At 55.1% G+C, this 22,635-nt stretch carries 20 protein-coding genes; 4 read left to right on the top strand and 16 right to left on the bottom strand.

Annotated features, from left to right (window positions below):
* Window positions 1–2: 2 nt before the first annotated feature.
* Complete coding sequence (gene cysM / locus KF947_RS20580) at window positions 3–923, bottom strand: cysteine synthase CysM (protein ID WP_227404959.1); 921 nt, start codon at window positions 921–923, stop codon at window positions 3–5.
* Between the two features lie 90 nt (window positions 924–1,013).
* Here cysM and KF947_RS20575 point away from each other — a divergent pair, with 90 nt between their 5' ends.
* Window positions 1,014–3,782, top strand: a complete 2,769-nt coding sequence (locus KF947_RS20575; protein WP_227404958.1) for an ATP-binding protein — start codon at window positions 1,014–1,016, stop codon at window positions 3,780–3,782.
* A gap of 22 nt (window positions 3,783–3,804) precedes the next feature.
* Here KF947_RS20575 and acpS read toward each other — a convergent pair whose 3' ends face one another.
* From acpS to rpoE, 12 genes are all read right to left on the bottom strand, one after another.
* On the bottom strand, window positions 3,805–4,194 hold the full coding sequence (acpS, locus tag KF947_RS20570; protein ID WP_133730535.1) for a holo-ACP synthase: 390 nt from the start codon (window positions 4,192–4,194) through the stop codon (window positions 3,805–3,807).
* 34 nt (window positions 4,195–4,228) lie between these two features.
* On the bottom strand, window positions 4,229–5,053 hold the full coding sequence (gene pdxJ, locus KF947_RS20565) for a pyridoxine 5'-phosphate synthase (RefSeq protein ID WP_227404957.1): 825 nt from the start codon (window positions 5,051–5,053) through the stop codon (window positions 4,229–4,231).
* 306 nt (window positions 5,054–5,359) lie between these two features.
* Complete coding sequence (gene recO / locus KF947_RS20560) at window positions 5,360–6,055, bottom strand: DNA repair protein RecO (protein ID WP_227404956.1); 696 nt, start codon at window positions 6,053–6,055, stop codon at window positions 5,360–5,362.
* A gap of 8 nt (window positions 6,056–6,063) precedes the next feature.
* On the bottom strand, window positions 6,064–6,963 hold the full coding sequence (gene era / locus KF947_RS20555; RefSeq protein ID WP_009286442.1) for a GTPase Era: 900 nt from the start codon (window positions 6,961–6,963) through the stop codon (window positions 6,064–6,066).
* Window positions 6,960–7,652: a ribonuclease III gene (gene rnc / locus KF947_RS20550; protein ID WP_133730532.1), complete on the bottom strand. Its 693-nt coding sequence runs from the start codon at window positions 7,650–7,652 to the stop codon at window positions 6,960–6,962. The genes era and rnc overlap by 4 nt, the downstream gene beginning before the upstream one ends.
* A 67-nt stretch (window positions 7,653–7,719) precedes the next feature.
* Window positions 7,720–8,523, bottom strand: a complete 804-nt coding sequence (gene lepB / locus KF947_RS20545) for a signal peptidase I (RefSeq protein WP_227404955.1) — start codon at window positions 8,521–8,523, stop codon at window positions 7,720–7,722.
* Window positions 8,524–8,538: 15 nt separating this feature from the next.
* Window positions 8,539–10,356, bottom strand: a complete 1,818-nt coding sequence (lepA, locus tag KF947_RS20540; RefSeq protein ID WP_133730530.1) for a translation elongation factor 4 — start codon at window positions 10,354–10,356, stop codon at window positions 8,539–8,541.
* A 195-nt stretch (window positions 10,357–10,551) separates the two neighbouring features.
* Window positions 10,552–11,964 carry a DegQ family serine endoprotease gene (locus KF947_RS20535; protein ID WP_227404954.1) on the bottom strand — a complete coding sequence of 471 codons (1,413 nt, stop codon included), beginning with the start codon at window positions 11,962–11,964 and terminating at the stop codon, window positions 10,552–10,554.
* Window positions 11,965–12,045: 81 nt separating this feature from the next.
* On the bottom strand, window positions 12,046–12,510 hold the full coding sequence (locus KF947_RS20530) for a SoxR reducing system RseC family protein (RefSeq protein WP_227404953.1): 465 nt from the start codon (window positions 12,508–12,510) through the stop codon (window positions 12,046–12,048).
* Between the two features lie 35 nt (window positions 12,511–12,545).
* Window positions 12,546–13,556 carry a MucB/RseB C-terminal domain-containing protein gene (locus KF947_RS20525; RefSeq protein ID WP_227406327.1) on the bottom strand — a complete coding sequence of 337 codons (1,011 nt, stop codon included), beginning with the start codon at window positions 13,554–13,556 and terminating at the stop codon, window positions 12,546–12,548.
* A gap of 73 nt (window positions 13,557–13,629) precedes the next feature.
* Window positions 13,630–14,358: a sigma-E factor negative regulatory protein gene (locus KF947_RS20520; protein WP_133730526.1), complete on the bottom strand. Its 729-nt coding sequence runs from the start codon at window positions 14,356–14,358 to the stop codon at window positions 13,630–13,632.
* A 314-nt stretch (window positions 14,359–14,672) separates the two neighbouring features.
* Window positions 14,673–15,272 (bottom strand): RNA polymerase sigma factor RpoE, encoded by a 600-nt coding sequence (rpoE, locus tag KF947_RS20515; RefSeq protein WP_035578604.1) that lies wholly within the window; start codon window positions 15,270–15,272, stop codon window positions 14,673–14,675.
* 393 nt (window positions 15,273–15,665) lie between these two features.
* Between rpoE and KF947_RS20510 the strand changes: the two genes are divergently transcribed.
* Window positions 15,666–16,742 carry a 3-deoxy-7-phosphoheptulonate synthase gene (locus tag KF947_RS20510; protein WP_227404952.1) on the top strand — a complete coding sequence of 359 codons (1,077 nt, stop codon included), beginning with the start codon at window positions 15,666–15,668 and terminating at the stop codon, window positions 16,740–16,742.
* A 38-nt stretch (window positions 16,743–16,780) separates the two neighbouring features.
* On the opposite strand, the gene dinG is transcribed toward KF947_RS20510, so the two are convergent.
* The gene (gene dinG, locus KF947_RS20505) at window positions 16,781–18,910 is read right to left on the bottom strand and encodes an ATP-dependent DNA helicase DinG (protein WP_227404951.1); all 2,130 of its coding nucleotides are present in this window, start codon (window positions 18,908–18,910) and stop codon (window positions 16,781–16,783) included.
* A gap of 5 nt (window positions 18,911–18,915) precedes the next feature.
* Window positions 18,916–20,190, bottom strand: coding sequence for an ATP-dependent RNA helicase RhlB (rhlB, locus tag KF947_RS20500; protein WP_244286488.1), 1,275 nt, complete (start codon window positions 20,188–20,190; stop codon window positions 18,916–18,918).
* A gap of 144 nt (window positions 20,191–20,334) precedes the next feature.
* Here rhlB and KF947_RS20495 point away from each other — a divergent pair, with 144 nt between their 5' ends.
* Together KF947_RS20495 and xthA are read left to right on the top strand one after the other, a co-directional pair.
* Window positions 20,335–20,592, top strand: coding sequence for a hypothetical protein (locus KF947_RS20495; protein WP_133730523.1), 258 nt, complete (start codon window positions 20,335–20,337; stop codon window positions 20,590–20,592).
* Window positions 20,592–21,419, top strand: coding sequence for an exodeoxyribonuclease III (gene xthA / locus KF947_RS20490; protein WP_133730522.1), 828 nt, complete (start codon window positions 20,592–20,594; stop codon window positions 21,417–21,419). The genes KF947_RS20495 and xthA overlap by 1 nt, the downstream gene beginning before the upstream one ends.
* Window positions 21,420–21,566: 147 nt before the next feature.
* Here the strand turns inward: xthA and KF947_RS20485 are convergent, their stop codons facing one another.
* The gene (locus KF947_RS20485) at window positions 21,567–22,631 is read right to left on the bottom strand and encodes a tetratricopeptide repeat protein (RefSeq protein WP_133730521.1); all 1,065 of its coding nucleotides are present in this window, start codon (window positions 22,629–22,631) and stop codon (window positions 21,567–21,569) included.
* Between the last annotated feature and the right edge of the window lie 4 nt (window positions 22,632–22,635).

Here is a 22,635-nt window from a genome sequence, read left to right as displayed (position 1 = left end):
GGTTATACTCCTGGGGCAAATAGGCCAGTAGAGAGATAGCGATCACCACGGTCACAGACGATAAACACAATCACCGCATTTTCGGTTTGCTCCGCAATGCGTAACGCGCCAGCAAGGCTGCCACCCGATGAGACCCCGGCTAGAATGCCCTCTTCACGAGCCAGACGGCGCATGTGCTCTTCGGCTTCCTGCTGGCCTATATCCAGAGTGACATCCACCCGCGGCGATTCAAAAATAGCGGGTAAGTACGCTTGTGGCCAACGGCGAATGCCGGGAATACTGGCACCATCAGCGGGCTGTAACCCAACAATTTGAATAGCCGGGTTTTGCTCTTTCAAATAGCGCGACACCCCCATAATGGTACCTGTGGTGCCCATGGAGCTGACGAAGTGAGTCACCTCCCCCCCGGTTTGTTGCCACACCTCAGGGCCGGTAGTGCGGTAGTGCGCTAACGGGTTATCAGGATTGGCGAACTGGTTAAGTGGCTTGCCTTCGCCTCTAGCGATCATGCCATCCGCGATATCCCGCGCCTCCTCCATGCCACCCGCTTTGCTGGCAGAAATCAATTTAGCTCCGAAGGCAGCCATCGCCTGCTTACGCTCATCCGAAGCGTTTTCAGGCATTACCAGCACCATCTGGTAGCCTTTAATCGCCGCTGCCATGGCTAGCGCGATACCGGTATTGCCTGAGGTTGCCTCAATCAGCGTATCGCCGGGGGTAATATCACCCCTGGCTTCAGCTTCATGGATCATGGAGAGCGCCGGGCGGTCTTTGACCGAGCCAGCGGGGTTATTGCCTTCGAGCTTAGCCAATAGAGTGTTGTTTCGCCCAGCGCTAATACGCTTCAGGCGTACCAGGGGCGTGTTGCCAACCACATCTTCTAGCGTGGGGTAGCCCTTGAGATTGCCCTTAAGATCGTTCATGAATGTTCCTCATCGTCACCGTTATGCTGCATTATATCGGTGCTGCCTCAGGCTGGACAGGCAACCTCATTGAATCAACGAGCTCTTTTCATGTCTTTGAACACCCGTCTTCTATTTGCCTTACTCGGTTTTCCTCTACTGGTATACGCCATGATGGCCGTATTGCTGGTCATACAGAGTGATACGCAAGCGCGCGCGGCACAGCAAGCACGCTTAGAAAGTGCCGGAGAGTTATTGGCCCCAAGCCTTGCTGAGGCGGTTGCAACGGATGATGCTGGCCGAATGGAGGTCTTGGCGCGCCAACTCCTCAATATGCGTGGACTGCGCTCGGTTGTGCTATTTAATCAACAAGGCACTCGTCTCTTACAACTGGGTCAATCCAACGCTCCTCTGCTCGATGCCCCCGCTGATCAGCAACTCATCATGGAGGAAGATACTTGGCGGCTGCGTTTGCCACTCAATGCTTCTCAGCTCAATGCAAACCAGACCAGCACAAGCCAAGCCATTCCAGACCAGGTTCGACCAAGCAATAGTAGTGTTGGCTGGTTAGACATCGAGATGGGCACCCAGGCTCTAACCCTAGGACGCTATAAGTTGATTGCCAGCCTCAGCTTAGGCGGCATGTTACTTGGCCTGCTGCTGTTTTTAATCGCTTTCGCCATCAGCCGCTATACCACTCGCCCTATTGAAGAAGCCAACCAAGCGCTTTATCGCCTATCCCGCGGTGACTACCGACTGCGTTTGGCGACCTCTAATGCGACAGAACTTCACCACCTGAGTCGCCATATTAACGCCCTGGCCGAGCACTTCCAGCAGGCTCAGCGGGATATGCAAACACAAATCGAGCAGGCCACCAGCGAGCTCCAAGAGTCCATGGAAACCATTGAAGAGCAGAATATCAAGCTCGATTTGGCACACCGCAGCGCGCTGAGAGCTAACGCCGTAAAGTCTGAATTTCTGGCCAACATGAGCCATGAGATACGCACACCGCTCAACGGGATTATCGGCTTCTGTCGATTACTGAGTCGCTCGTCACTGGATACACGCCAGCAGGAGTGGCTGCAGCATGTGCATCGCGCTTGCGACAATCTGCTTATGCTGGTTAATGACGTACTCGACTTTTCCAAGCTTGAAGCTAATCGCCTCACCCTAGAAGAAGCGGATATCGACATTGTCGCACTGGTTGACGAAGTGGTAGGGCTGCATGCCCCAGAAGCACAACGCAAGCATCTGCATTTGGTGGCCATGGTGTATGACGACGTACCGACACCGCTGACCGGCGACCCGCTGCGTATTCATCAGGTCTTGAATAACTTAATTGGCAATGCGCTCAAATTCACCCATGAAGGCGAAGTGATCGTGCGCGTCATGCTGGATAACCTTGAAGGCCAGCACGTGGTGCTCAATCTCAGCGTCAGCGACACGGGTATTGGCCTAAGCGACGCCCACAAGGAAGCGCTATTCAGCGCTTTTTCTCAAGCAGAACCCAGCCACTCGCGGCAATTTGGTGGCAGCGGCCTTGGGCTTACCATTTGCCGACAACTGATTGAGCGCATGGGTGGGGAGATTGACGTGGAAAGCGAGCTGGGTAAAGGCACCACCTTCTCTTTTACGCTGCCCATGCTTGCTCACAAGGCTATCGAACGGCCGCCAGAAATTAGTCTGGCCAATCCGACTATTCGCTTATATGAGACTCACGCGCCCACCCGTCATGTGCTCGAGCATTTACTGCAGCGCTGGGAAGCACAACCCATCGCTTTTGATACCCCTGAGCCAGCTGGACTGATGATCTTAGGCTTGGAACACAGCGACTTTAGCTCCGAGTGGCATTCACACTGGCAAGAGGTGATTGATCAAGCAACCTGCCCTACATTGATTTTAGCCAATGGCAACAGTTTTGACCTGCCGGCGCTGCACTTAACCCATGGCGGTGAGATCCTCTACAAACCTTTTTCCCGCGCTCAGCTGGTGGCGTCGCTTAAGCAACTGCTATTACCTGCACTGATGCCGAATAAAAGCGACCAGGAACCACTAGCGCTAACAGCGGCTCCCCAGCCGCTAAAACTATTGATCGTCGACGATAATGCGCCGAACCGAGAACTTCTCAAAAGCATGCTTGAAGATCCAACACTGCATGTCATTACGCTAGAAAGCGGCCACCAGGCGCTCGAATTCGCACGCACTAGTAACGTTGACATGGTGCTAATGGACATTCGTATGCCGGGGATGGATGGCGTGCAGACCACCCAGGCGCTGCGCCGAGTCAGTAGCACCTGGGCCCGCTGCCCCATTATTGCCGTTACCGCGCACGTGCTTAGCAGTGAGCGCCAGCAGTGGCTTGCGGAGGGCCTCGATGACGTGCTAATAAAACCGATTGACGAAGCTCAGCTAGATCAGCTGCTGAATCGCTTTTTGGGGGTTACCCATCGACTGACCGCCAGCAGCGCTACAACGCCCTATTTACAACGCGATAACAACACCACCAATAAGCAACCCTTTAGCCACGCCCCACCCGCCACACTTCCCGTCGTTGATCTTGAGATTGGCGCACGCCTAGCGGGGGGTAAAGAGTACCTGGCACGGGAGCAGCTAAAACGCCTGATCGACAGTTTGGATGAGAGTGAGCAGCATATGCGCGCGGCTTTTGCCCAGCAAAATTTACCCACGCTGCTTGATTGGGTACATGGGCTCAATGGCGCCAGCCGCTACTGCGGTGCGCCTGAGTTAGCCTTGCTGGTAGAGACCCTGGAAACGCGCCTACGCACCAGCGGCTTAGACCATGTTGAAGGGCTACTGGACGACCTCTACCGGGCAATGGCACGGCTACGTGCACACCGCCCGCTACTGCTTAGGCATTAAGCATATCAAGCAAAACGAAACGTTAGCCTGGGGGTTCACGCTCTAATACAACAAACGCCACCGCGTACTCGGCTTCATCGCTCAGAGTCACGTGGCTGTTGGTGACGCCTGCAGCTCGCAAGAGCCGTTCGGCTTCGCCGTTAAGCAGGAAGTAGGGCTTGCCCAAGGCATCGTTTAGCACTTGAATATCGCGCCACTGCATACCTTCGCGCAGCCCCAGCCCCAACGCTTTGACAAACGCCTCTTTGGCAGCAAAACGCTTAGCCAGAAACGCTGTAGGCTGGGATTTTTGCAGCCAAAGCGCGTGTTCGTCGGGGCCTAAGATACGCTGGGCAAAGCGCGGGCCGTGCCGCTGCATGGCTCGAACAAAACGCTCAACACGGGCAATATCCGAGCCAATTCCCACAATCATCGTCTAAAAAAACCTCTGAATAGACAACTTCTGATCAGTGCCCGCAGCAGCCATTATGAACATGCTCAGAGTGGTCTTCATGATCATGATCGTGGGCATCTAGTGCCGCCATTAAACCGGCTTCTTGGCCTGCGATGATTAAGCGCTTCATCTCCTGCACGGCCTCTTTCAGACCAACAAACAGCGAACGGGCAATAATGGCATGGCCGATATTGAGCTCGTTAACCCCCGGCAGCGCCGCAATTGCTTCAACGTTATGGTAGTGCAAACCATGACCGGCATTGACCACTAACCCCAGCGAAATGGCGTGAGTCGCGGCTGTGGTCAAACGATGATACTCCGCATTCGCGGCATCGCTACCTGGCCGCGCCTCTGCGTAAGCGCCCGTATGCAGCTCAATCGTCGGTGCCCCGGCGCGCTGAGCAGCCTCAATCTGCTCCACGTCGGGGTCAATAAACAGGGAAACATCGCAACCCGCCGCCGTTAGCCGTTGGCAAGCGTCGGCAATAGCTTCAAAACCACCGACAACGTCCAGACCGCCTTCGGTGGTCAGCTCTTCGCGTTTTTCCGGCACCAAACAGACATGGGCAGGGCGCACCTCTTCGGCGAGCGACAGCATCTCTTCAGTGACAGCCATTTCCAGGTTCATACGCGTATTAAGCACTTCGGCCAGAATGCGCACATCGCGGGGCTGGATATGCCTCCGGTCTTCACGCAAATGCACCGTAATGCCATCGGCCCCCCCCTCTTCCGCGACTAGTGCCGCCTGCACGGGGTCAGGGTAGCGAGTACCTCGGGCTTGGCGAAGTGTCGCAATGTGGTCGATATTGACGCCTAACAGTATCCGAGGGGGGTGCATAATGCCTCCAGCGCAACAATAAGATTTTGCGTTTATGAACAGAAAACGATTAAAAATGGTTATTCGTCATCCATTGTGGAAATATCACTGCCAGACAGATAGTTGCGCTGGTGGGAGGTAGTTTTTGCTCGCGACCCCTTGGGCTGCCAGCCAGAAAACATTGAGGGTACCTGCGGCACCCTTCGCCCGCTAAAGCGGCCTCCCACAAAAATGGCTGGCTTAGTGGCATCGGCCTGAACAGTGAGACGAAAATGCCGATTAATATTAAATCCACATGATATGTGGAATAAGTTTAAGAATAAACCATCAAGGACGATGACGACGGCGGGCCATATCAAGCATCAGCTCTCGTGAGCGCAAAACGGTGGTGCCTAGATGGGGCGCCAGCGCCGCTCGCATTACCGCCTTCAACGCATTGGCAAGACCTTCATGCTGCCAATCACCTTGCTCAATGTAGCGTAGCGTTCTGCCGTCAAGCCCCCTCTCAGCAGGTACAAATGCCCGGCTGGCAGTGTCAAAAAGGTAGCGCAGCTGAGGATCCAAAACGCTACCTTCTGGCGTCGTAAACTGCGGCGTGGCCTCGAGCGCCTCTAGCAGCGCCCACTCATAGCGGCGCAGCGATAACGCGCGTTCCGCAGGCGCTGGCAGAGCCTCGAGTAGCGCGGTATAGAACGCAAATACGTCAGGCGCTGGTAGCTCTAACGGCAGCAGCCGGGTGGCGATCTCATTGGCGTAAAGCCCACATAACAGCCCTTCACCGGCCAACAGCGCCGTCTGGCCGCGGGACTCCATCAGGGTCAGCCGCTTTAAATCACGGCTGCCCTGCCAGGTCACGAAGAGCGGCGTAAACGGCTGCAGTCGTTGGCGTGATTTTGAGCCGGGCCTTTGCCCACCGTGGGCCACGGCACGCACTCTGCCGTGATCAAGCGTTAATAGATCCACCAGCGCACTCGTTTCACGATAAGGCCGACGGTGGAGCAAAAAAGCCGGCTCTGGTGACATCGCTACCTTCAATCGAGGTCGTAACCCAGGCTTTTCAAGGCGCGCTCGTCATCCGACCAGCCGCGTTTTACTTTCACCCATAAATTGAGCATCACTTTGGTGCCCAGGGCGCGCTCCATATCCAGGCGCGCCTCGCGACCAATGCTCTTGAGGCGGTCGCCGTTTTCACCAATCAAGATGACTTTTTGCCCCTGACGTTCCACCAAAATCAAAGCGCTGATATGCGTCACCCGCTCTGTCTCGCGAAACTCTTCAATTTCAACGGTCATCTGGTAGGGCAACTCATCGCCCAACTGGCGCATGACCTTTTCACGCACCAGCTCGGCGGCCATAAAGCGCAGGCTTTTGTCGGTAATTTGGTCTTCAGGGAAGAAGTGAACGCTTTCAGGCAGGTGTTTGGCCACCTCTTCTTCCAGGGTATCGACCTGAGTGCCGTGCTTGGCTGAAATCGGCACGATGGCCGCGAAGTCGCGGCGAGCGCCGACATCCGCCAGCCACGGCAGCAAATCGCCCTTTTCACCAAGGCGGTCGACTTTATTAACCGCCAGAATCACCGGCGCTTTTACGTGCTCCAGGCGCTTCAACACCGCCTGGTCTTCTTCCGTCCAGCGGGTGCGGTCGATAATAAATACTACGCAGTCCACATCGCGCAGGGCCTGGGTAGCCGCCTGGTTCATAAAGCGGTTGATCGCTTTATTACGATCCTTGGACATGATGTGCATGCCCGGCGTATCAACATAGATGAACTGCGTCTCATCGACCGTTTTAATACCCATGACCTGATGGCGCGTGGTTTGTGGACGCCGTGAGGTGATCGATATTTTCTGCCCCAGAATACGGTTCATGAGGGTTGATTTGCCCACGTTGGGTCGGCCAACAATGGCAACGAATCCGCAGGTTTGGCTCATGATTTATCTCCAGGGCTTTTTTCGAGGTACGACAGCGCTTCTTCTGCCGCTTGCTGTTCAGCATGGCGGCGGCTAGGGCCTTTACCAGTGGTATGCTCAGCCAACAGGTCAATGTAGCACTCCACGGTAAAGGTCTGGGCATGCGCTTCACCCTTCACGCAGACAACTTCATACCGCGGCAGCGCGGCTTGACGCGACTGCAGAAACTCTTGCAGTCGCGTTTTGGGATCTTTTTGGGTATCTTGTAAAGATATATTACCCAGCCTTTCCGCGTACCAATTCAACACACGGTCGCGCACCACATCCATGCCGGCGTCTAGGTAGATAGCACCAATGATGGCTTCGACCGCATCCGCCAGAATCGACTCACGGCGATGCCCGCCGCTTTTCATCTCGCCAGACCCTAGCCGTAAACATTCGCCAAACTCCATTTCCCTGGCTAGTTCTGCCAGCGTCTGCCCCTTTACCAACCGGGCGCGCAGGCGTGAAAGCTGTCCTTCTCGAGCCTGGGGGAAGCGCTGAAACAGTGCCTCGGCGATCACAAAGTTGACGATGGAGTCACCCAGAAACTCCAGGCGCTCATTGTTACGACCACCGAAGCTGCGGTGGGTCAAGGCCAATTCCAATAGCGTATCGTCGCCAAAGGTATAGCCGATTCGTCGGCAAAAAGCGTTCAAGGAATTACTCACAGCTCTCCTACGTCATTGACGTTAACTAAAGTGACATAACTGACTAAATTCAGCACAGGCAGCGTCTTCATTCAATGCGCCGCACGCTGGTAAAGCTTGGTAACCCGCCGTCCCAATGCATCCATACCGCAAACGCTCGGCCAACGATATTCTCTTCCGGCACGAAGCCCCAATAGCGGCTGTCGTTAGAGTGGTCACGGTTGTCACCCATCATGAAATAGTGCCCTTCAGGCACTTCCACTTCACGCATTTGCGGGCCAGGGTCTCGTGGATTGTTATAAATAAAGTGCTCGGCATCGCCAAGGCGCTCTTCTAACAGTAGCTGCTGAGGCGAGCCATCGGGGCCCTCTTCGATCAACTCTTTAGCGACCGGCTCACCGTTGACGTAGAGCTGCTTACCTTCATAACGGATACGATCCCCGGGCATGCCGACCACTCGCTTGATGAAATTCACCGAGGGTTCCTCAGGAAAGCGGAACACCATTACATCGCCACGCTCAGGATCATCGACTTCGATAAAGCGGGTATTCACCACCGGCAAGCGTAGGCCGTAGGCAAACTTGTTGACCAGAATAAAGTCGCCCACTTCAAGCGTAGGCCGCATTGACCCCGAAGGAATCTGAAAGGGTTCAATGATAAAACTACGCACCACCAGCACCACCAGCAGCACTGGGAAAAACGAGCGCGCGTAGTCGACCGGCCAAGGCTCTTTAAGCAGTTTTTCGCTGGTTACCGGATCCAGCCCATCTTTTGTACTGGCCTCCGCTGCGGCGAATCGTTGGCGGCGCTTGGGCTTTAATAGCCACACGTCCAACAGGTAAATAACGCCCGAGAGCGCAACAGCAAGTACCAGCAGTAATGAAAAATCCATGAGTGGCGTTCTTTCCTAGTCGTTAACCTTGAGCACAGCAAGGAAGGCATCCTGGGGAATTTCCACGCGCCCCACTTGTTTCATGCGTTTCTTACCCGCTTTCTGTTTCTCGAGCAGTTTTTTCTTACGGCTGACATCGCCGCCGTAACACTTGGCCGTCACGTTTTTGCGCAGCGCCTTAACGGTGGAGCGTGCCACCACTTGGCCACCAATAGCCGCCTGAATCGCTACATCAAACATTTGACGCGGGATTAGCTCTTTCATTTTTTCCACTAACAAACGACCGCGTTGGTGGGCATGATCACGGTGGATAATCACCGCTAGCGCGTCAACTTTGTCGCCATTTATCAATACATCGAGCCGTACTAGCTTCGCCTCTTCAAAACGTTCGAAGTTGTACTCTAGCGAAGCGTAACCCTTGGAGATCGATTTCAAACGGTCAAAAAAGTCCATGACTACTTCGGACATGGGCAATTCGTAAGACAACTGGATTTGGTTACCCAGAAACTGCATATCTAACTGAGTACCACGGCGCTGCTCGCATTCGGTAATGACGTTACCCACATACTCCTGAGGCACCAGAATACTGGCGCGAACCACCGGCTCACGCATTTCATCCACGTCGGCCATGTCGGGTAGCTTTGAGGGGTTGGAGACATAGGTAATATCGCCATTTTTCATCGCCAGCTCATAGACAACCGTAGGGGCGGTAGTGAGCAGGTCGATATCATACTCACGCTCCAGACGCTCCTGAACGATCTCCATGTGCAGCGTGCCAAGAAAGCCAACCCGGAAACCAAAGCCAAGGGCATCAGAGTTTTCTGGTTCATAGGCAAGCGAGGCATCGTTAAGCGCCAGCTTCTCAAGCGCATCACGGAAGTCTTCATAATCATCCGCACTGACCGGGAACATACCGGCATAAACCTGCGGTTTTACTTTTTGGAAACCGGGCAGTCGCGCTACATCTGGCGTCTTGGTGTGGGTAATGGTATCGCCCACCGGCGCGCCGTGGATCTCTTTGATACCGGCGACAATAAAGCCGACTTCCCCGGCACGCAGAATCCCGGTCTGCTTGCGCTGGGGAGTAAAAATTCCTACTTCCGTGGCGCCCCAATCGCGGCCCGTTGATTTAATGCGGATCTTATCGCCTTTGCGCAGCGTGCCATCAAACAGACGAACCAGCGAGACAACGCCAAGGTAGTTATCAAACCAGGAATCGATAATGAGCGCTTGCAGCGGCGCTTCCGGGTCGCCTTTGGGCGGCGGGATATCCCGCACCAAGCGCTCAAGCAAAGCATCAATACCGATGCCGCTTTTAGCCGAAACCTGGCAGGCATCAGTCGCATCAAGCCCAATAATTTCTTCGATTTCCTGGGCAACCTTGTCACAATCAGCCTGGGGCAAATCGATTTTGTTAAGTACCGGCAGCACTTCCAGACCTTGCTCGATAGCGGTATAGCAGTTGGCCACCGATTGAGCTTCAACACCTTGTGCCGCATCGACAACCAGCAATGCCCCTTCACAGGCGTAGAGCGAGCGCGACACTTCATAGGAGAAGTCGACATGCCCTGGCGTATCGATAAAGTTCAGTTGGTAAACCTGACCATCGGCAGCGGTGTAATCCAGGGTGACCGACTGCGCTTTGATGGTAATACCACGTTCACGCTCGATGTCCATAGAATCGAGCACTTGCTCTTTAAGCTCACGCTCGGTTAATCCTTCGCAGGTCTGGATCAGGCGATCAGAGAGCGTCGATTTACCATGGTCAATGTGGGCGATAATGGAGAAATTGCGAATGTGCTTGAGCTTTCCGTTGGGAACGTCTTGGGACATCGAGTCTGTTCTGCCTTAGTGGTACGCAAGCGGCCGCATAGGCAGGCCGCTTCGAGAGTTCAAAGCTCGAAAACAGCTGCCGTTTAAAAATAAGGGCCATTTCCGACAAAAAGATATCCGCTATTGTAGCGATATGCGCAGGCTAGGAACAGCGGTCCGGCGAGAACCGCCGGACCAGGAGTGAAAATAGGCGGGTTATTCCAGACGCAGCGCTACGAAAAGCGAACGCCCGTCGCGGAACAGACGTACAGGGATAGCGCGGTCAGTCGGCAGCGCCTCGACAATCTCTACCAGCTCATTAGAGGAAGAAACGCTGCGATGGTCGATGCTTACCAACACATCGCCTGAACGAATACCGGCCTCTGCGGCCACGCTACCAGACTCAACCTGACGAACGATTACACCGCCGGGGATATTTAGCTGCTCGCGCATGGCGTCATCAATTTCAGCGACCATCACGCCAAGGCGCGCCTGGTTATTGCTGCTGGCCTGTGCCGACTGCTGCTCAGCGTCGGGCCAACTGCCTAACTCGACGGACTCAGTCAGTTCTTCACCGTCACGCATCAAGGTGAGCTCCACCTCGGTGCCTGGCGAACCTTTGCCGATCAGACGCGGCAGCGAGCTTGAGCGTTCAACCTCTTCGCCATTGACCTCAAGAATGACATCGCCAGCTTGAAGTCCTCCCTGGGCCGCCGGGCCTTCAGGATCCAGATCAGCAATCAAAGCCCCTATGGCATTTTCCATACCGAAAGACTCGGCCAGATCATCGGACACGGGCTGAATCATGACGCCTAACCAACCACGATCCACTCGGCCACCTTCACGCAGTTGCTCGGCCACATCCATGGCAACGTTGATGGGGATAGCAAATGAGACGCCCATAAAGCCGCCACTGCGGGTAAAGATTTGCGAGTTGATGCCTACTACTTCCCCGTCTAGGTTGAACAGCGGGCCACCGGAGTTACCGGGGTTAATCGCCACATCGGTTTGAATAAAGGGCACATACGCATCTCGCGGCAGGGTGCGGTTAATCGCACTAACGATACCGGCGGTGACTGAATGATCAAAACCAAAAGGAGAGCCAATGGCAGCAACCCACTCACCGACTTTTAGCTCGTCAGAGTCACCTAGATTGAGCGTAGGCAGATCATTTGCATCAATTTTGAGTAATGCCACGTCGGTTTGTGGATCGCTACCAACCACTTCTGCACTCAATTCACGACGATCATTAAGCCGCACAAGGATCTCATCTGCATCTTGCACTACGTGCGCGTTGGTCATCACATAACCATCTTCACTGATGACGAACCCCGAGCCCAGAGACTGGCGCTCTTCAGTGCGTCCTCGCCCGCCACTGGGGGGCGCTGGAAAGCTATCCCCAAAGAAATGGCGGAAAATTTCAGGGATTTCCTGGCCACCGAATCCGCCAAAATCGGGTGCGCTGCTGCGCTGGATCGTTCTGCTGGTCGAAATATTTACCACCCCAGGGGCGGCGTCTTCAACCAGTTCGGTGAAATCAGGCAAATCCTGTGCGCTGGCGGCTTGGCCAAACGTTAGCAATGCCACCACACAGACCCAAAGTGTGGAAGGGAGAATCAAGCGCTTCATGCAAGAGCTCCTACTTAAGATGATAGTAAACGAAAGCATATCAACGACTCACAGCAGGATGCTGGAGAATTCATTAACGAACTAATTGACCAAGCGTGGGCGAAAGCGTTCCCCTCGCTCACGCATTAGATATTTAATACTTAGCGCAGCGGCCACCAAAGCAATAAAAAAGCTCAGGGGGGCCAGCCAAATCGTGTTACTGGCAAGTGACACCATACCTGAAAGCAATAGTGCCAACAGTAGGGGCAATCCATACACTCCAAAAGCCAGCAACGTTACAGAGGCACGTGGCAGACTGATAGTGACTTGGCTTCCTAATGGATAGTTGTGCTCGGCGTTATCTGTTTCGGAGGGAAGCACTATAGCAATGCGCTGACTGCGCTGCCGCACCAACAAGCCGACTCCGCACCCTCGCCCCTGGGCACACTGCTCACAGCCCTCTTGGGCGACAACTTCTACGATGCCCCCCTGCTTGGTATGCTCGACAATCGTGCCCGTGCGAAGCAAGGGGGTATGAAACACAGGTCTACAGGGAGCAAAGTTCATTATTTATTCTCCCACCATGCTCAAAATGACGAACGCTACTGGACAGTCTCATCGCCACTTTCACGAGCTGAATCTCCAACTAAGTCGAAAGTAATTGAGCGGACAATACGCTGCAACGTGGATGCTGGCAGCTCACCAATGGCCACAAGTTGCCAGTGGCCTTCAGCATTGGAGATGTGCTCAATGGCAACTGCCGACACGCCCAACTGCTTAACACCTTCTTGCAAGGCGGTCGTCTCTGCCGACGCAATGGGCTCTACAAAAATACTCACTGTGGCCAATCCATCGCTGTAGACACGCTGCGCTACATCATCGCCAGCGAAGGTAACGGGTTGCGCTACAAAGCCATCGGGTAGCCATGTGCTGCGCCAAGGAGTATTAAGGATAACGCGGGGCGTACTCTCTCGAACGCTGCCGGTATACTTTTGAGGCGATTGAAGCTGAGTAATTTGGAAGGTTTCAATGATCCTACCCTGCTGATCACTGAGTACATGCTTGAGCAGCAGGCCAGTATCCTGGTCTAGCCACCATTCATGAGAGAAGCGCCATTGATCAAGAGGATCGAAAATAAGTTTGACCGCATCGCGGCCGGCGACACGAGCATCATCCTCAAAGTCAATAGCGTAATATTTTTCAAGATGAGCCGCCCAACTGGCAGGCGAAGGTAATTCACCGTTGCTGTGTTCTTGGGTCCAGGCCAGCCTGCCCACCGGAGAGCGGCGCTCAATGCTGACAGAGGGACCATCCAAGTACTGTACCACCTGCTGACGAATGCCATCCTGGATACGGTGTGATAGTGCCAACGTACGCACATCAACGGCATCAATGGCCACCGCTCTAGCCTGAAACGCATAGCAGTGACTAGCCCATAAACCGCGTTCAAGCCACTGCGTTGCACTACTAGGCGTCTCGCCGGAATCTACTGCACACTCATAGCCGCCATGGTTGGCTGAAGAACTATTAGCGTTTTCTGCATGCGAATGAAATGGGAGAGTACCAACTACTATAGCCAGCAACCATGCGCGTCTAGCTCGTTGGGAAACCATCATGTTGCGCAATCCCATCCCGCGCACTCCCTACTCACCTAAAATGCATTATCAATCAAGTACGACATTCAGTTTAGCGCTGACCCAATGGTTCAGTCACTGCCGATGAACGCATTAACGGCATCCAACTATCACCGCTGCCGTAAGCAGCGCTTTGAGTATGCTGCTCTAAATAAGATTGCAGCAAGCCAATCTGCTCTACGTCAATATTAGTACCCTGGGAAGCCGTCACTCCCTGAGGCGTCTGAGCTGAAAACCCAGTTTCACTAATATTCATCAATCCGCCTTGGGCCGACTGACCGCTAAGCCGAAACGGCGTAGGTTCAAACATGGGCATATCAGCACGTGAGGCTACTGCCGACTGAGAGGCCAGGTTAACGGGCTGTACCTGAGTAGCGCCATTAGCGCCAGATGCAGTCGTTGCCATATCGTTACCGCCCTGGCCAACGGGTGAGTCGTTGCCGAAGAACTGAACGCCAGTGATCACCATCAGTGACACTGCAGCGGCAACGCCAGCGCCGCGGGCGAACGAAATCCCCCCCGTACGCTGAGCTACAGGCTCGGCATCTTGCGTCATTGGCGCTGGCTCGTCACGCAGTCGGGCCATAATGCCAGCGGAGAGATCAACGCTTACATCGACGCCCTGCTCCCGCTGCATCATGCTGCGGGCAAGGTGATAGCGGCGCCATGTATCTGCGGCATCGGTATCGTTAGGCAGTGCCTTCAACACTCGGCGAAGCTCAAGCTCATCACTCTCGCCATCCATTAACACCGAAAGTGATTCCCGTGTGTTTTGACTCATACTTCACACCCTCACACTGTTAAAAAGAAGTACTGGGGTGATGGCTCATAATTTGTGTGCACCACCACACCGACGACTTCCAAGGCCAAGACTCAGTTGCAAGCCAATTAAACTGGCGATACTCATTAGCCTGCAACACTAAGCTCATGACGCTTTGCACATTGATATATCAACGGATGACACATCATACGTGCTCATCAAGATAGTCAGGCTTTATGACGCCTTACATGCCAGACAGTTCACAAAAAAAATAAAACCTTCATTTCTTATCCTGGCATTGCTTGGCAATCATAGTGCCTTGCCTCTACTGACCGCTACTCATCGCGACTGTTCCGCGCCGTCGATACCAATGGGCGGATATGCTCATCAACCGCCTCGCGAGCGCGGAAAATTCGCGAACGCACGGTACCCACCGGGCACTGCATTACTTGAGCAATATCTTCATAAGCAAGGCCATCCAGCTCGCGCAGGGTAATCGCCGTGCGCAGATCATCAGGCAGGTTTTCGATCGCCTGATAAACCGCGGCTTCGAGCTGATCTCTGGCAATCGCCGCTTCCGGTGACTCTGAATCTGCCAACCGCCCGCTTTGGTCGATAATTTCAGCATCGACGATATCCAAATCACTCCCCGGCGGGCGCCTTCCCCGCGAAACCAGATAGTTTTTGGCTGTGTTAATCGCAATGCGGTACATCCAGGTATAGAACGCACTTTCTGAGCGAAACTTACCTAAGGCGCGGTACGCCTTAATAAATGCCTCCTGAGCCACATCCTGAACTTCAGAGTGATCATGAACGTAACGGCCAATTAGGCCGATAATTTTATGCTGGTACTTTTTCACCAGCAGATCGAAAGCGCGCGTATCACCTTTCTGGGCACGTTCAACAAGCTGTTGGTCTGTTTCCCGAGTGCCCATTCACACGCTCCTCCAGCTCGTACGGCGTGCGCCGAGCCCCATTCCTATTAGCCCTGACAAGTGGGCGTTCACAGCAAGCAGCATAGCGTCCCTTGGGCATTGATTAATAATAGAGTGAATAAAAGAGCGATTACTTCGCCCTCATATGTTGCTGCATTTTATAACGGTACTGAATTTTAACGACCTAAATTTTAACAACAGAGACCCAGTGTTGCGCGTTCCTTGCAGCGCATCAAGCGCTTACCCCCTTTCGCAAACCCTGCGGCTGACACTTTTAATCTCGCTAAAGTTCCACAGCAATTGATTTTTACCTGCTCGGCAAGCGATAGTAGTCGCCACTTTTTTTATCGCCTTTTTCACTTTTTCAACCATAACGCAAGCACAGGTAGCAAGATGTCCGAACAGCAGGTTAATAACCTTAACGTCCTAGCTCAAGACGTTCTCACCACCCCAGAAGCCCTCAAAAATGCCGTGCCGTTAACGGATGCGGCAGAGCGCACCGTAATTGAAGGTCGTCAAACCATTCAGAATATCCTTGATGGCAACGACCCACGCCTACTGGTAGTGGTCGGACCGTGCTCAATCCACGACGTGGAAGCCGCTCTTGACTACGCCCGCCGCCTTCGTGCGTTGGCGGATCAAGTTAGCGATAGCCTATATATCGTGATGCGCGTCTATTTTGAAAAACCGCGCACAACGGTCGGCTGGAAAGGTCTGATCAACGACCCGCACCTCAACGACTCCTTTGAGATCGATGAGGGCCTGCATATCGCCCGCAAACTGCTGGTCGATCTGGCCGAAATGGGCTTACCGCTAGCCACAGAAGCACTGGATCCCATCTCGCCCCAATACCTGCAGGACTGCATCAGCTGGTCGGCGATTGGCGCCCGCACCACCGAGTCCCAGACCCACCGGGAAATGGCTTCCGGCCTCTCCTGCCCGGTCGGCTTTAAAAACGGCACCGACGGCAGCCTGGACGTGGCAATTAACGCGCTTCAGTCTGTGGCCAGCCCGCACAATTTCCTGGGCATTAACCAGGCGGGCCAGGTAGCCATTATTCGCACCCGCGGCAATGCCTATGGACATGTCGTGTTACGCGGCGGCAACGGCAAGCCCAACTACGACAGCGTAAGCGTAGCCCTGGCAGAAAAAGAGCTCGAGAAAGCCAAGCTCTCGCCCAACATCATGATCGACTGCTCCCACGCCAACTCCAACAAAGACGCCGCGCTACAGCCGCTGGTGCTGGAGAACATCACCAACCAGATTTTGGAAGGCAACACCTCCGTTATCGGCCTGATGGTGGAATCCAACATTGGCTGGGGCAATCAAAAACTGCCGCAAGATCTTAGCCAACTGCAGTATGGCGTTTCCATTACCGATGCATGCATCGATTGGGACACCACAGTGGAAACCTTCAATCGCATGAACGATAAACTGGCCGCCACTCTGGCCAAGCGCATCGCCAAGTAGGTCAGATACCCCGCTACGGCGGGGTTTTTTATGACGGGTCAGCGACTAATTTCTCGACGAAATGGCGGCAGCGCATCCAGCAGCGCTTGCCCGTAGCGGCGGGTAATCACCCGTTTATCCAACAAGGTGATTGTGCCGCGATCACTCTCTTTACGAATCAGGCGTCCGCAGGCCTGCACCAGCTTAATAGACGCATCAGGCACGCTAATGCGCATAAACGCATTACCGCCCTGGCTTTCTATCCACTCCGCTAACGTAGCACCCACCGGGTCGTCGGGTACCGCAAAAGGTAGCCGCGTTATCACCACATGCGTCAAATAGTCGCCGGGAAGATCGATCCCCTCGGCAAAGCTCGCCAGGCCAAAGATGATACTGCCCTCCCCCCTATCCACCGCCGCCCGATGGCGCTCGATAAGCTCACGCTTAGGCAGCGCATCCTGAGCGAGCACGCGCTCCTTCACATTCGCTGGCAACGCTTTGTCGACTGCACGCAGCTGGGCGCGGGAAGAGAACAGCACTAGCGCCGCCTCTTTGTCGGCCAACTGCGATACAAACGTCACAATCGCCCGCTCATGGGCCTCCCTGTCGCCAGGGTCGGTGGCCTCTTTAGGCACGCGCAGCACCGCATTGGCGTAATCAAAGGGGCTAGGCAGCGCCTGATAGCGGTAGCGGTTCGCCAAACCTGCGCGCTCTTGGAGGCGTTCAAAGCGGCCCAGAGCGGTCAACGTTGCCGAAGTGACCACCGCCCCATGGCAGCGCCCCCATAAATGCTTTGCAAGGGTATGCGCGGCTGATACGGGGCTAGCCGAAAACTCAACCTCCGGCTCACCGGCTACGCGGCTTAGGGTAATCCAACGGGCGCTGGGCGCCTCATTAGCAACATCCTTTTCGCTAAACGCTTGCCACAAGGCATGGGCCTCTAACGCCCGTCCATGCAACAGCGCCACCAACGGCAACCAGATTTCTGCCTGCTCACGATCAAGGCCGGTCTGCTTATCGGGATCAAGGCTCTCGCGCAGAATATCGCTGATACTCTCGAGACAGCGCGACAGCGAGGCAAACATCACCAACAGCTGCTGCGCCTGCTCCTGTAGAGCATCGGGCACCTGACCTTTCTCAAAACGCGATTGATGGGTGGCCTCTTCGTCCGCCAAGCCGTTTGGCCGCCCGGCTAGCTGATGCCCCATGCTAAACACATCGCCCAGCGCGGGTTCCAGGTTATGAATCAGCTCCGGCAAGCTCACCAGCAGCCGCGACACCGTTGGCTGAATAGCCAACGCCTGGTGAAGGTCAGTTAAACTGCTTCTCAGCGTTTTCAGCCAGCGCAAGCAGCCGTGCACCGCAAAGCGGTGGGCAAAGTGGGAAAGCGCCTTCTCTGGCAGGTGGTGGCCTTCGTCAAAGACAAAGATGCAGTCCGCCGGGTCGGGCAGAATCGCGCCGCCGCCCAAGGCCAAATCCGCCAGCACAAGATCGTGATTGGCGACGATAACGTCAGCGTTTTCAAGCTCTCGGCGGGAACGGAAAAACGCGCAGGCACCAAAGTGCCCGCAGCGCCTCCCCGTGCACTGGCGATGATCCACCGTCAGCCGTCGCCAGTGAGCATCCTCAATCGCCTCAGGCCAGTTATCGCGATCCCCTTCCCATTCGCCCTGGCCGTAAGCTTGCGCCATATCACTGGCAATAACCGTAAAGTCACTGCTTTGCGTTTGCAGGGACTGCTCAAACAGCGACAGCGTCGGGTTGGGCTCGGTACCTTCGAGCGCCTGATCCAGGCGCGCCACGCACACATAGCGGCCACGCCCTTTGGCTAATGCATAACGAAAGGCGATACCGCTGTGGCTAGCGAGTGAAGGCAAGTCCTGATTCAGCACCTGCTCTTGAAGAGCGACCGTGGCCGTGGAAATAATCAGCCGCTTGCCCCGCGCTTTCGCGATCGGCAAGGCGGCGATCAGATAGGCCAGCGTTTTCCCTGTCCCGGTACCCGCTTCAAGCACACAGACGTGGGTATCACTGGTGCGCTTACCCTCGCCGTCGCTCTCGATATTACCCAAGGTTCGGGCGATTTCAGCGATCATCATGCGCTGGCCGTAGCGTGGGGTCAGCTCGAGGGTGTCCACCACGCGACGATAAGCGTCTTGAATCTCGCTCTTGAGGGCAGTATCCAGCATGTGGCTTAGAGCATACCTTCCGGCGGATGCACGCAGGGTAGCTTGTCATTGATATAGCGTTCGATTTCCGGTAACGAGAAGGCATCCTCTTCACCGACAAAGCTAATCGATACACCCTTCGCACCAGCTCGACCGGTACGACCGATACGGTGTACGTAGTCTTCCGGGTCTTCGGGCAAGGTGTAATTGATGACGTGGCTCACGTCTTCAATGTGGATCCCACGGCCAGCAACGTCAGTGGCGACCAATACCTGAATTTCGCCTTCGCGGAAGCTTTCCAGGGTTTTGATACGCTGATTCTGAGGCACATCGCCCGACAGCATCGCTGCACTGACACCGGCTTTTTTGAGCAGGTCGTCGAGTTTGCGCACTAAGTCACGACGGTTACCAAAGACCATGACGCGCTCAAAGCTCTCCTGCTGAAGTAGATTCACCAGCAAGCGCTGCTTGTCGTCATCGGACACCATATACACACGCTGATCGATATCCGCCTGATTCTCAACGGTCACTTCGATTTCAACGTGGGCGGGATCAAGCGTCCATTGGCTGGCAAGATTCAGAATGTCGTCGGTAAAGGTGGCCGAGAAGAGGAAGGTCTGGCGCTCTTCTTTTTTCGGCGTGTAGCGAATGATTCGCTTCACGTCGGGGATAAAGCCCATCGACAACATGCGGTCGGCTTCATCTAATACCAATACTTCAACTTCATTAAGGTCGATATCGCGTTTCTGATGGAAATCCAACAGACGCCCAGGTGTCGCCACCAGGATATCGATCTTGCTGCCCAGGCTTTCACGCTGTTTCTGGTAGTCCATACCGCCGACCACACTCGCCACGTTGAGCTGGGTGAAGCGTGCTAACGCTTTAGCATCCTTTTCGATCTGCAGTGCCAGCTCGCGGGTGGGCGCAATAATCAAGGCGCGCGGAGCCCCCGGCTTTTGACCATTGGGTGTTGGCTCTTCCAGGAAGTAGGCCATCACAGAGATCAAAAAGGCCGCGGTTTTACCGGTTCCCGTTTGCGCTTTACCGACAATGTCGCCACCTAATAGCGTTTGGCGCAGGGCCTCGGCTTGAATAGGCGTGCAGTACTCAAACCCTTGGGCATGAATAGCGCGCATTAAGGGCAGCGGCAGATCAAAGTCATGAAAGCGCCACTTGCCGGCCACGGCGGGCACCTGAAACTGACGAAGATCCCAGCTCGACTGGCGACGACGCGGTTTACGACGGCGGCGTTTTGGCTTGCGGTTCTGGGCCGGTGCTGTGGTCTGTTCCGACTCGCTCATAGGCTGTCTATCTGTCCATTGCTGTGGAAGTTGGCTTCTTGACGTGCGCATTGTACCAGGGCTTGGCGATAAGAGCGCGTCCTGCTGTCGAAGGAGTCCCAAGGCCTGTTAGAATAGCCGTCAAATCGACGTAAGGAGCGCGACATGACGCGTAAGAAAAAAACTCGTTCACTGGCCGATAAGGTGACAATTCGTACCGGCCGGCGTAAAGATTATAAAAAATGGCGCCACGACAATCCTGACCAAGTCGCCCCTTCGCGCCGTTTTGTGGCGAAAAAGCAGCAGCAGCGCAAGCTCCAGGCAGTGAGAAAACTCGCCCGCCAGCAGAACGGACAGGAGATTGCCATTCACCCTGACAAAACTGATGGCGGTGCCAACAAACCGCAGGGGGACGACTCATAATGCGTTTGGTTTCGTTCAACATTAATGGCATCCGAGCACGGCTTCACCAGTTACAGGCGTTGATCGACACTCAGCAGCCGGACGTGATTGGGCTCCAGGAAACCAAAGTGCAGGATAGTGAGTTCCCCCTCGCCGACGTGGAAGCCATGGGCTACCACGTTTTTTATCACGGCCAAAAAGGCCACTACGGCGTTGCCTTGATGTGCCGCCAGGCGCCTGCTGAAGTTTTTTACGGCTTCCCCGATGATGACGAAGACGCCCAGCGCCGCATGATCGGCGTTCGTCTGATCGCCGATGATGGCGAAGCCGTGACGATCTGGAACGGCTATTTTCCTCAGGGCGAAAACGTTACTCACCCGACTAAATTCCCTCATAAAGAGCGCTTTTACGGCCAGCTAGCGCGACTGCTTAGCGAGCAGCACCGCTCTGACGAGCGACTGGCGATCATGGGCGATTTTAATATCTCACCGGAAGACCAGGACATTGGTATCGGCGACGCTAACCGCAAGCGCTGGCTGCGTGAAGGCAAAACCAGCTTTCAACCCATTGAGCGCGAGTGGCTCGAAGGTATTAAAGCCTGGGGACTTACCGACAGCTACCGCCTCTGCTATCCGCAAAGCGATGACCGCTTTAGCTGGTTCGATTACCGCTCAAAAGGGTTTAACCAGGAGCCCAAGCGCGGCCTGCGTATCGACTATATTCTAGTCACCCAGGCGCTAGCTGAGCAGGTCACCGGCGCGGGCATAGACTACGATTTACGCGGCATGGAGCGGCCATCGGATCACGCGCCTACCTGGAGTGATTTTGATATTACGCTTAAAATCTAGACCTCTCTGCATACGGCGCTAGGGCGCCGCGAGGGCGCTGTGAACCCATCCATGGGCGCTACTTTTTCCATCCCTGGAAAAAGACCCTCGCTTTACCCTATCGCCGACCTACTGAACTGGACAGACATCTTTTCTGCGTGAGATTAACTAGTTGAAACTGGCCAGCCACTGCTCCGCTTCATCGTCACCTAATGACGAGGCGCGGGCAAAGGCTTGTTTCGCTTGCCCATCCTCACCCCAGGCGTAAGCGAGCTGGCCATAGGCACGCCAGTCTGCGGCAGCTTGCGTATGCAGCGCCAAGGCGTGCCAGGCATTTAGGGCCTTCTCAACGTCTTTGGCCTGCCGCCAGGCGTTAGCCAGCAAACGCAGATGGGACTCATCGCGGACAATATCGCCCTCACTCATCGCCCGCTCTAGGTGTTCTGCCGCCCTTGCGGGGGTGCCGCCGACGAGGTGGAGTTGAACCAACAGCCAGAAATCTTCCTGCTCGGTTAGCTTGCCTAATTGCCAGGCCGTCTCCCACAGGCCAGCGGCTACCCCAGACTGGCCAGCCTGCTGAGCAAGCCCGGCGGCTTGGCGCCAATCGGCGGCGTCGCTTTTCGCGTTCAAGCCATCCAGCAGCCAGCCCAATGCCTGATCGCCTTGCCCTGCATTGCGATACACAGCAAGCGCCAGAGCCTGCTGCGCTTCGCTTAGCTCTGGCGTCTCATTAAGCGCCTGCTCAAGCCAATCGGCAGCTTCATCCCAGCGTTCCTGTTGCGCCAGCAGGCGGGTTAGCTGCCAGGTAGTGTCAATATCCTGCTGACTGTCTAACCACTCACTGAGTAACTCAATGGCCTGATCACGCTGACCGGCAGCACGGCGCAGTGAGGCCTCCTCACGTAGCCAACGGGCTGCTTGAGCACTATCGACTCCGCTTAAACCACGGGCAATCGCCAGACGATCCGCTGCCGCAGCGTGCTGATCCTGGCGCGTCAAAGCGCCGGCTGCGAGCTGTTGGTAGAGCGCGCTGGCCCACTGATCCGATTGGTTGCCGGACGCCAACCGCTCCGCCTGGGACGTCGCCCGCTCAACGACTTGTGCCAACGCCCCCTCTTTTAACTGGCTTTGCAGCGCATTGAGGTCAGCAATCACATCACCTTGTAGCGCAGGGCTGGCCTGTGAAGAAAGAGGCCAAACGCTGAGTAATAGAATGCTTAAAAAACGCTTCATACGG

Origin of the sequence: Halomonas sp. FeN2 (assembly GCF_020595105.1) — a bacterium.
Classification (GTDB): Bacteria; Pseudomonadota; Gammaproteobacteria; order Pseudomonadales; family Halomonadaceae; genus Vreelandella; species Vreelandella neptunia.
Note: the sequence above shows the minus strand (reverse complement) of the source record. Positions and strands in the feature narration are given on the sequence as shown.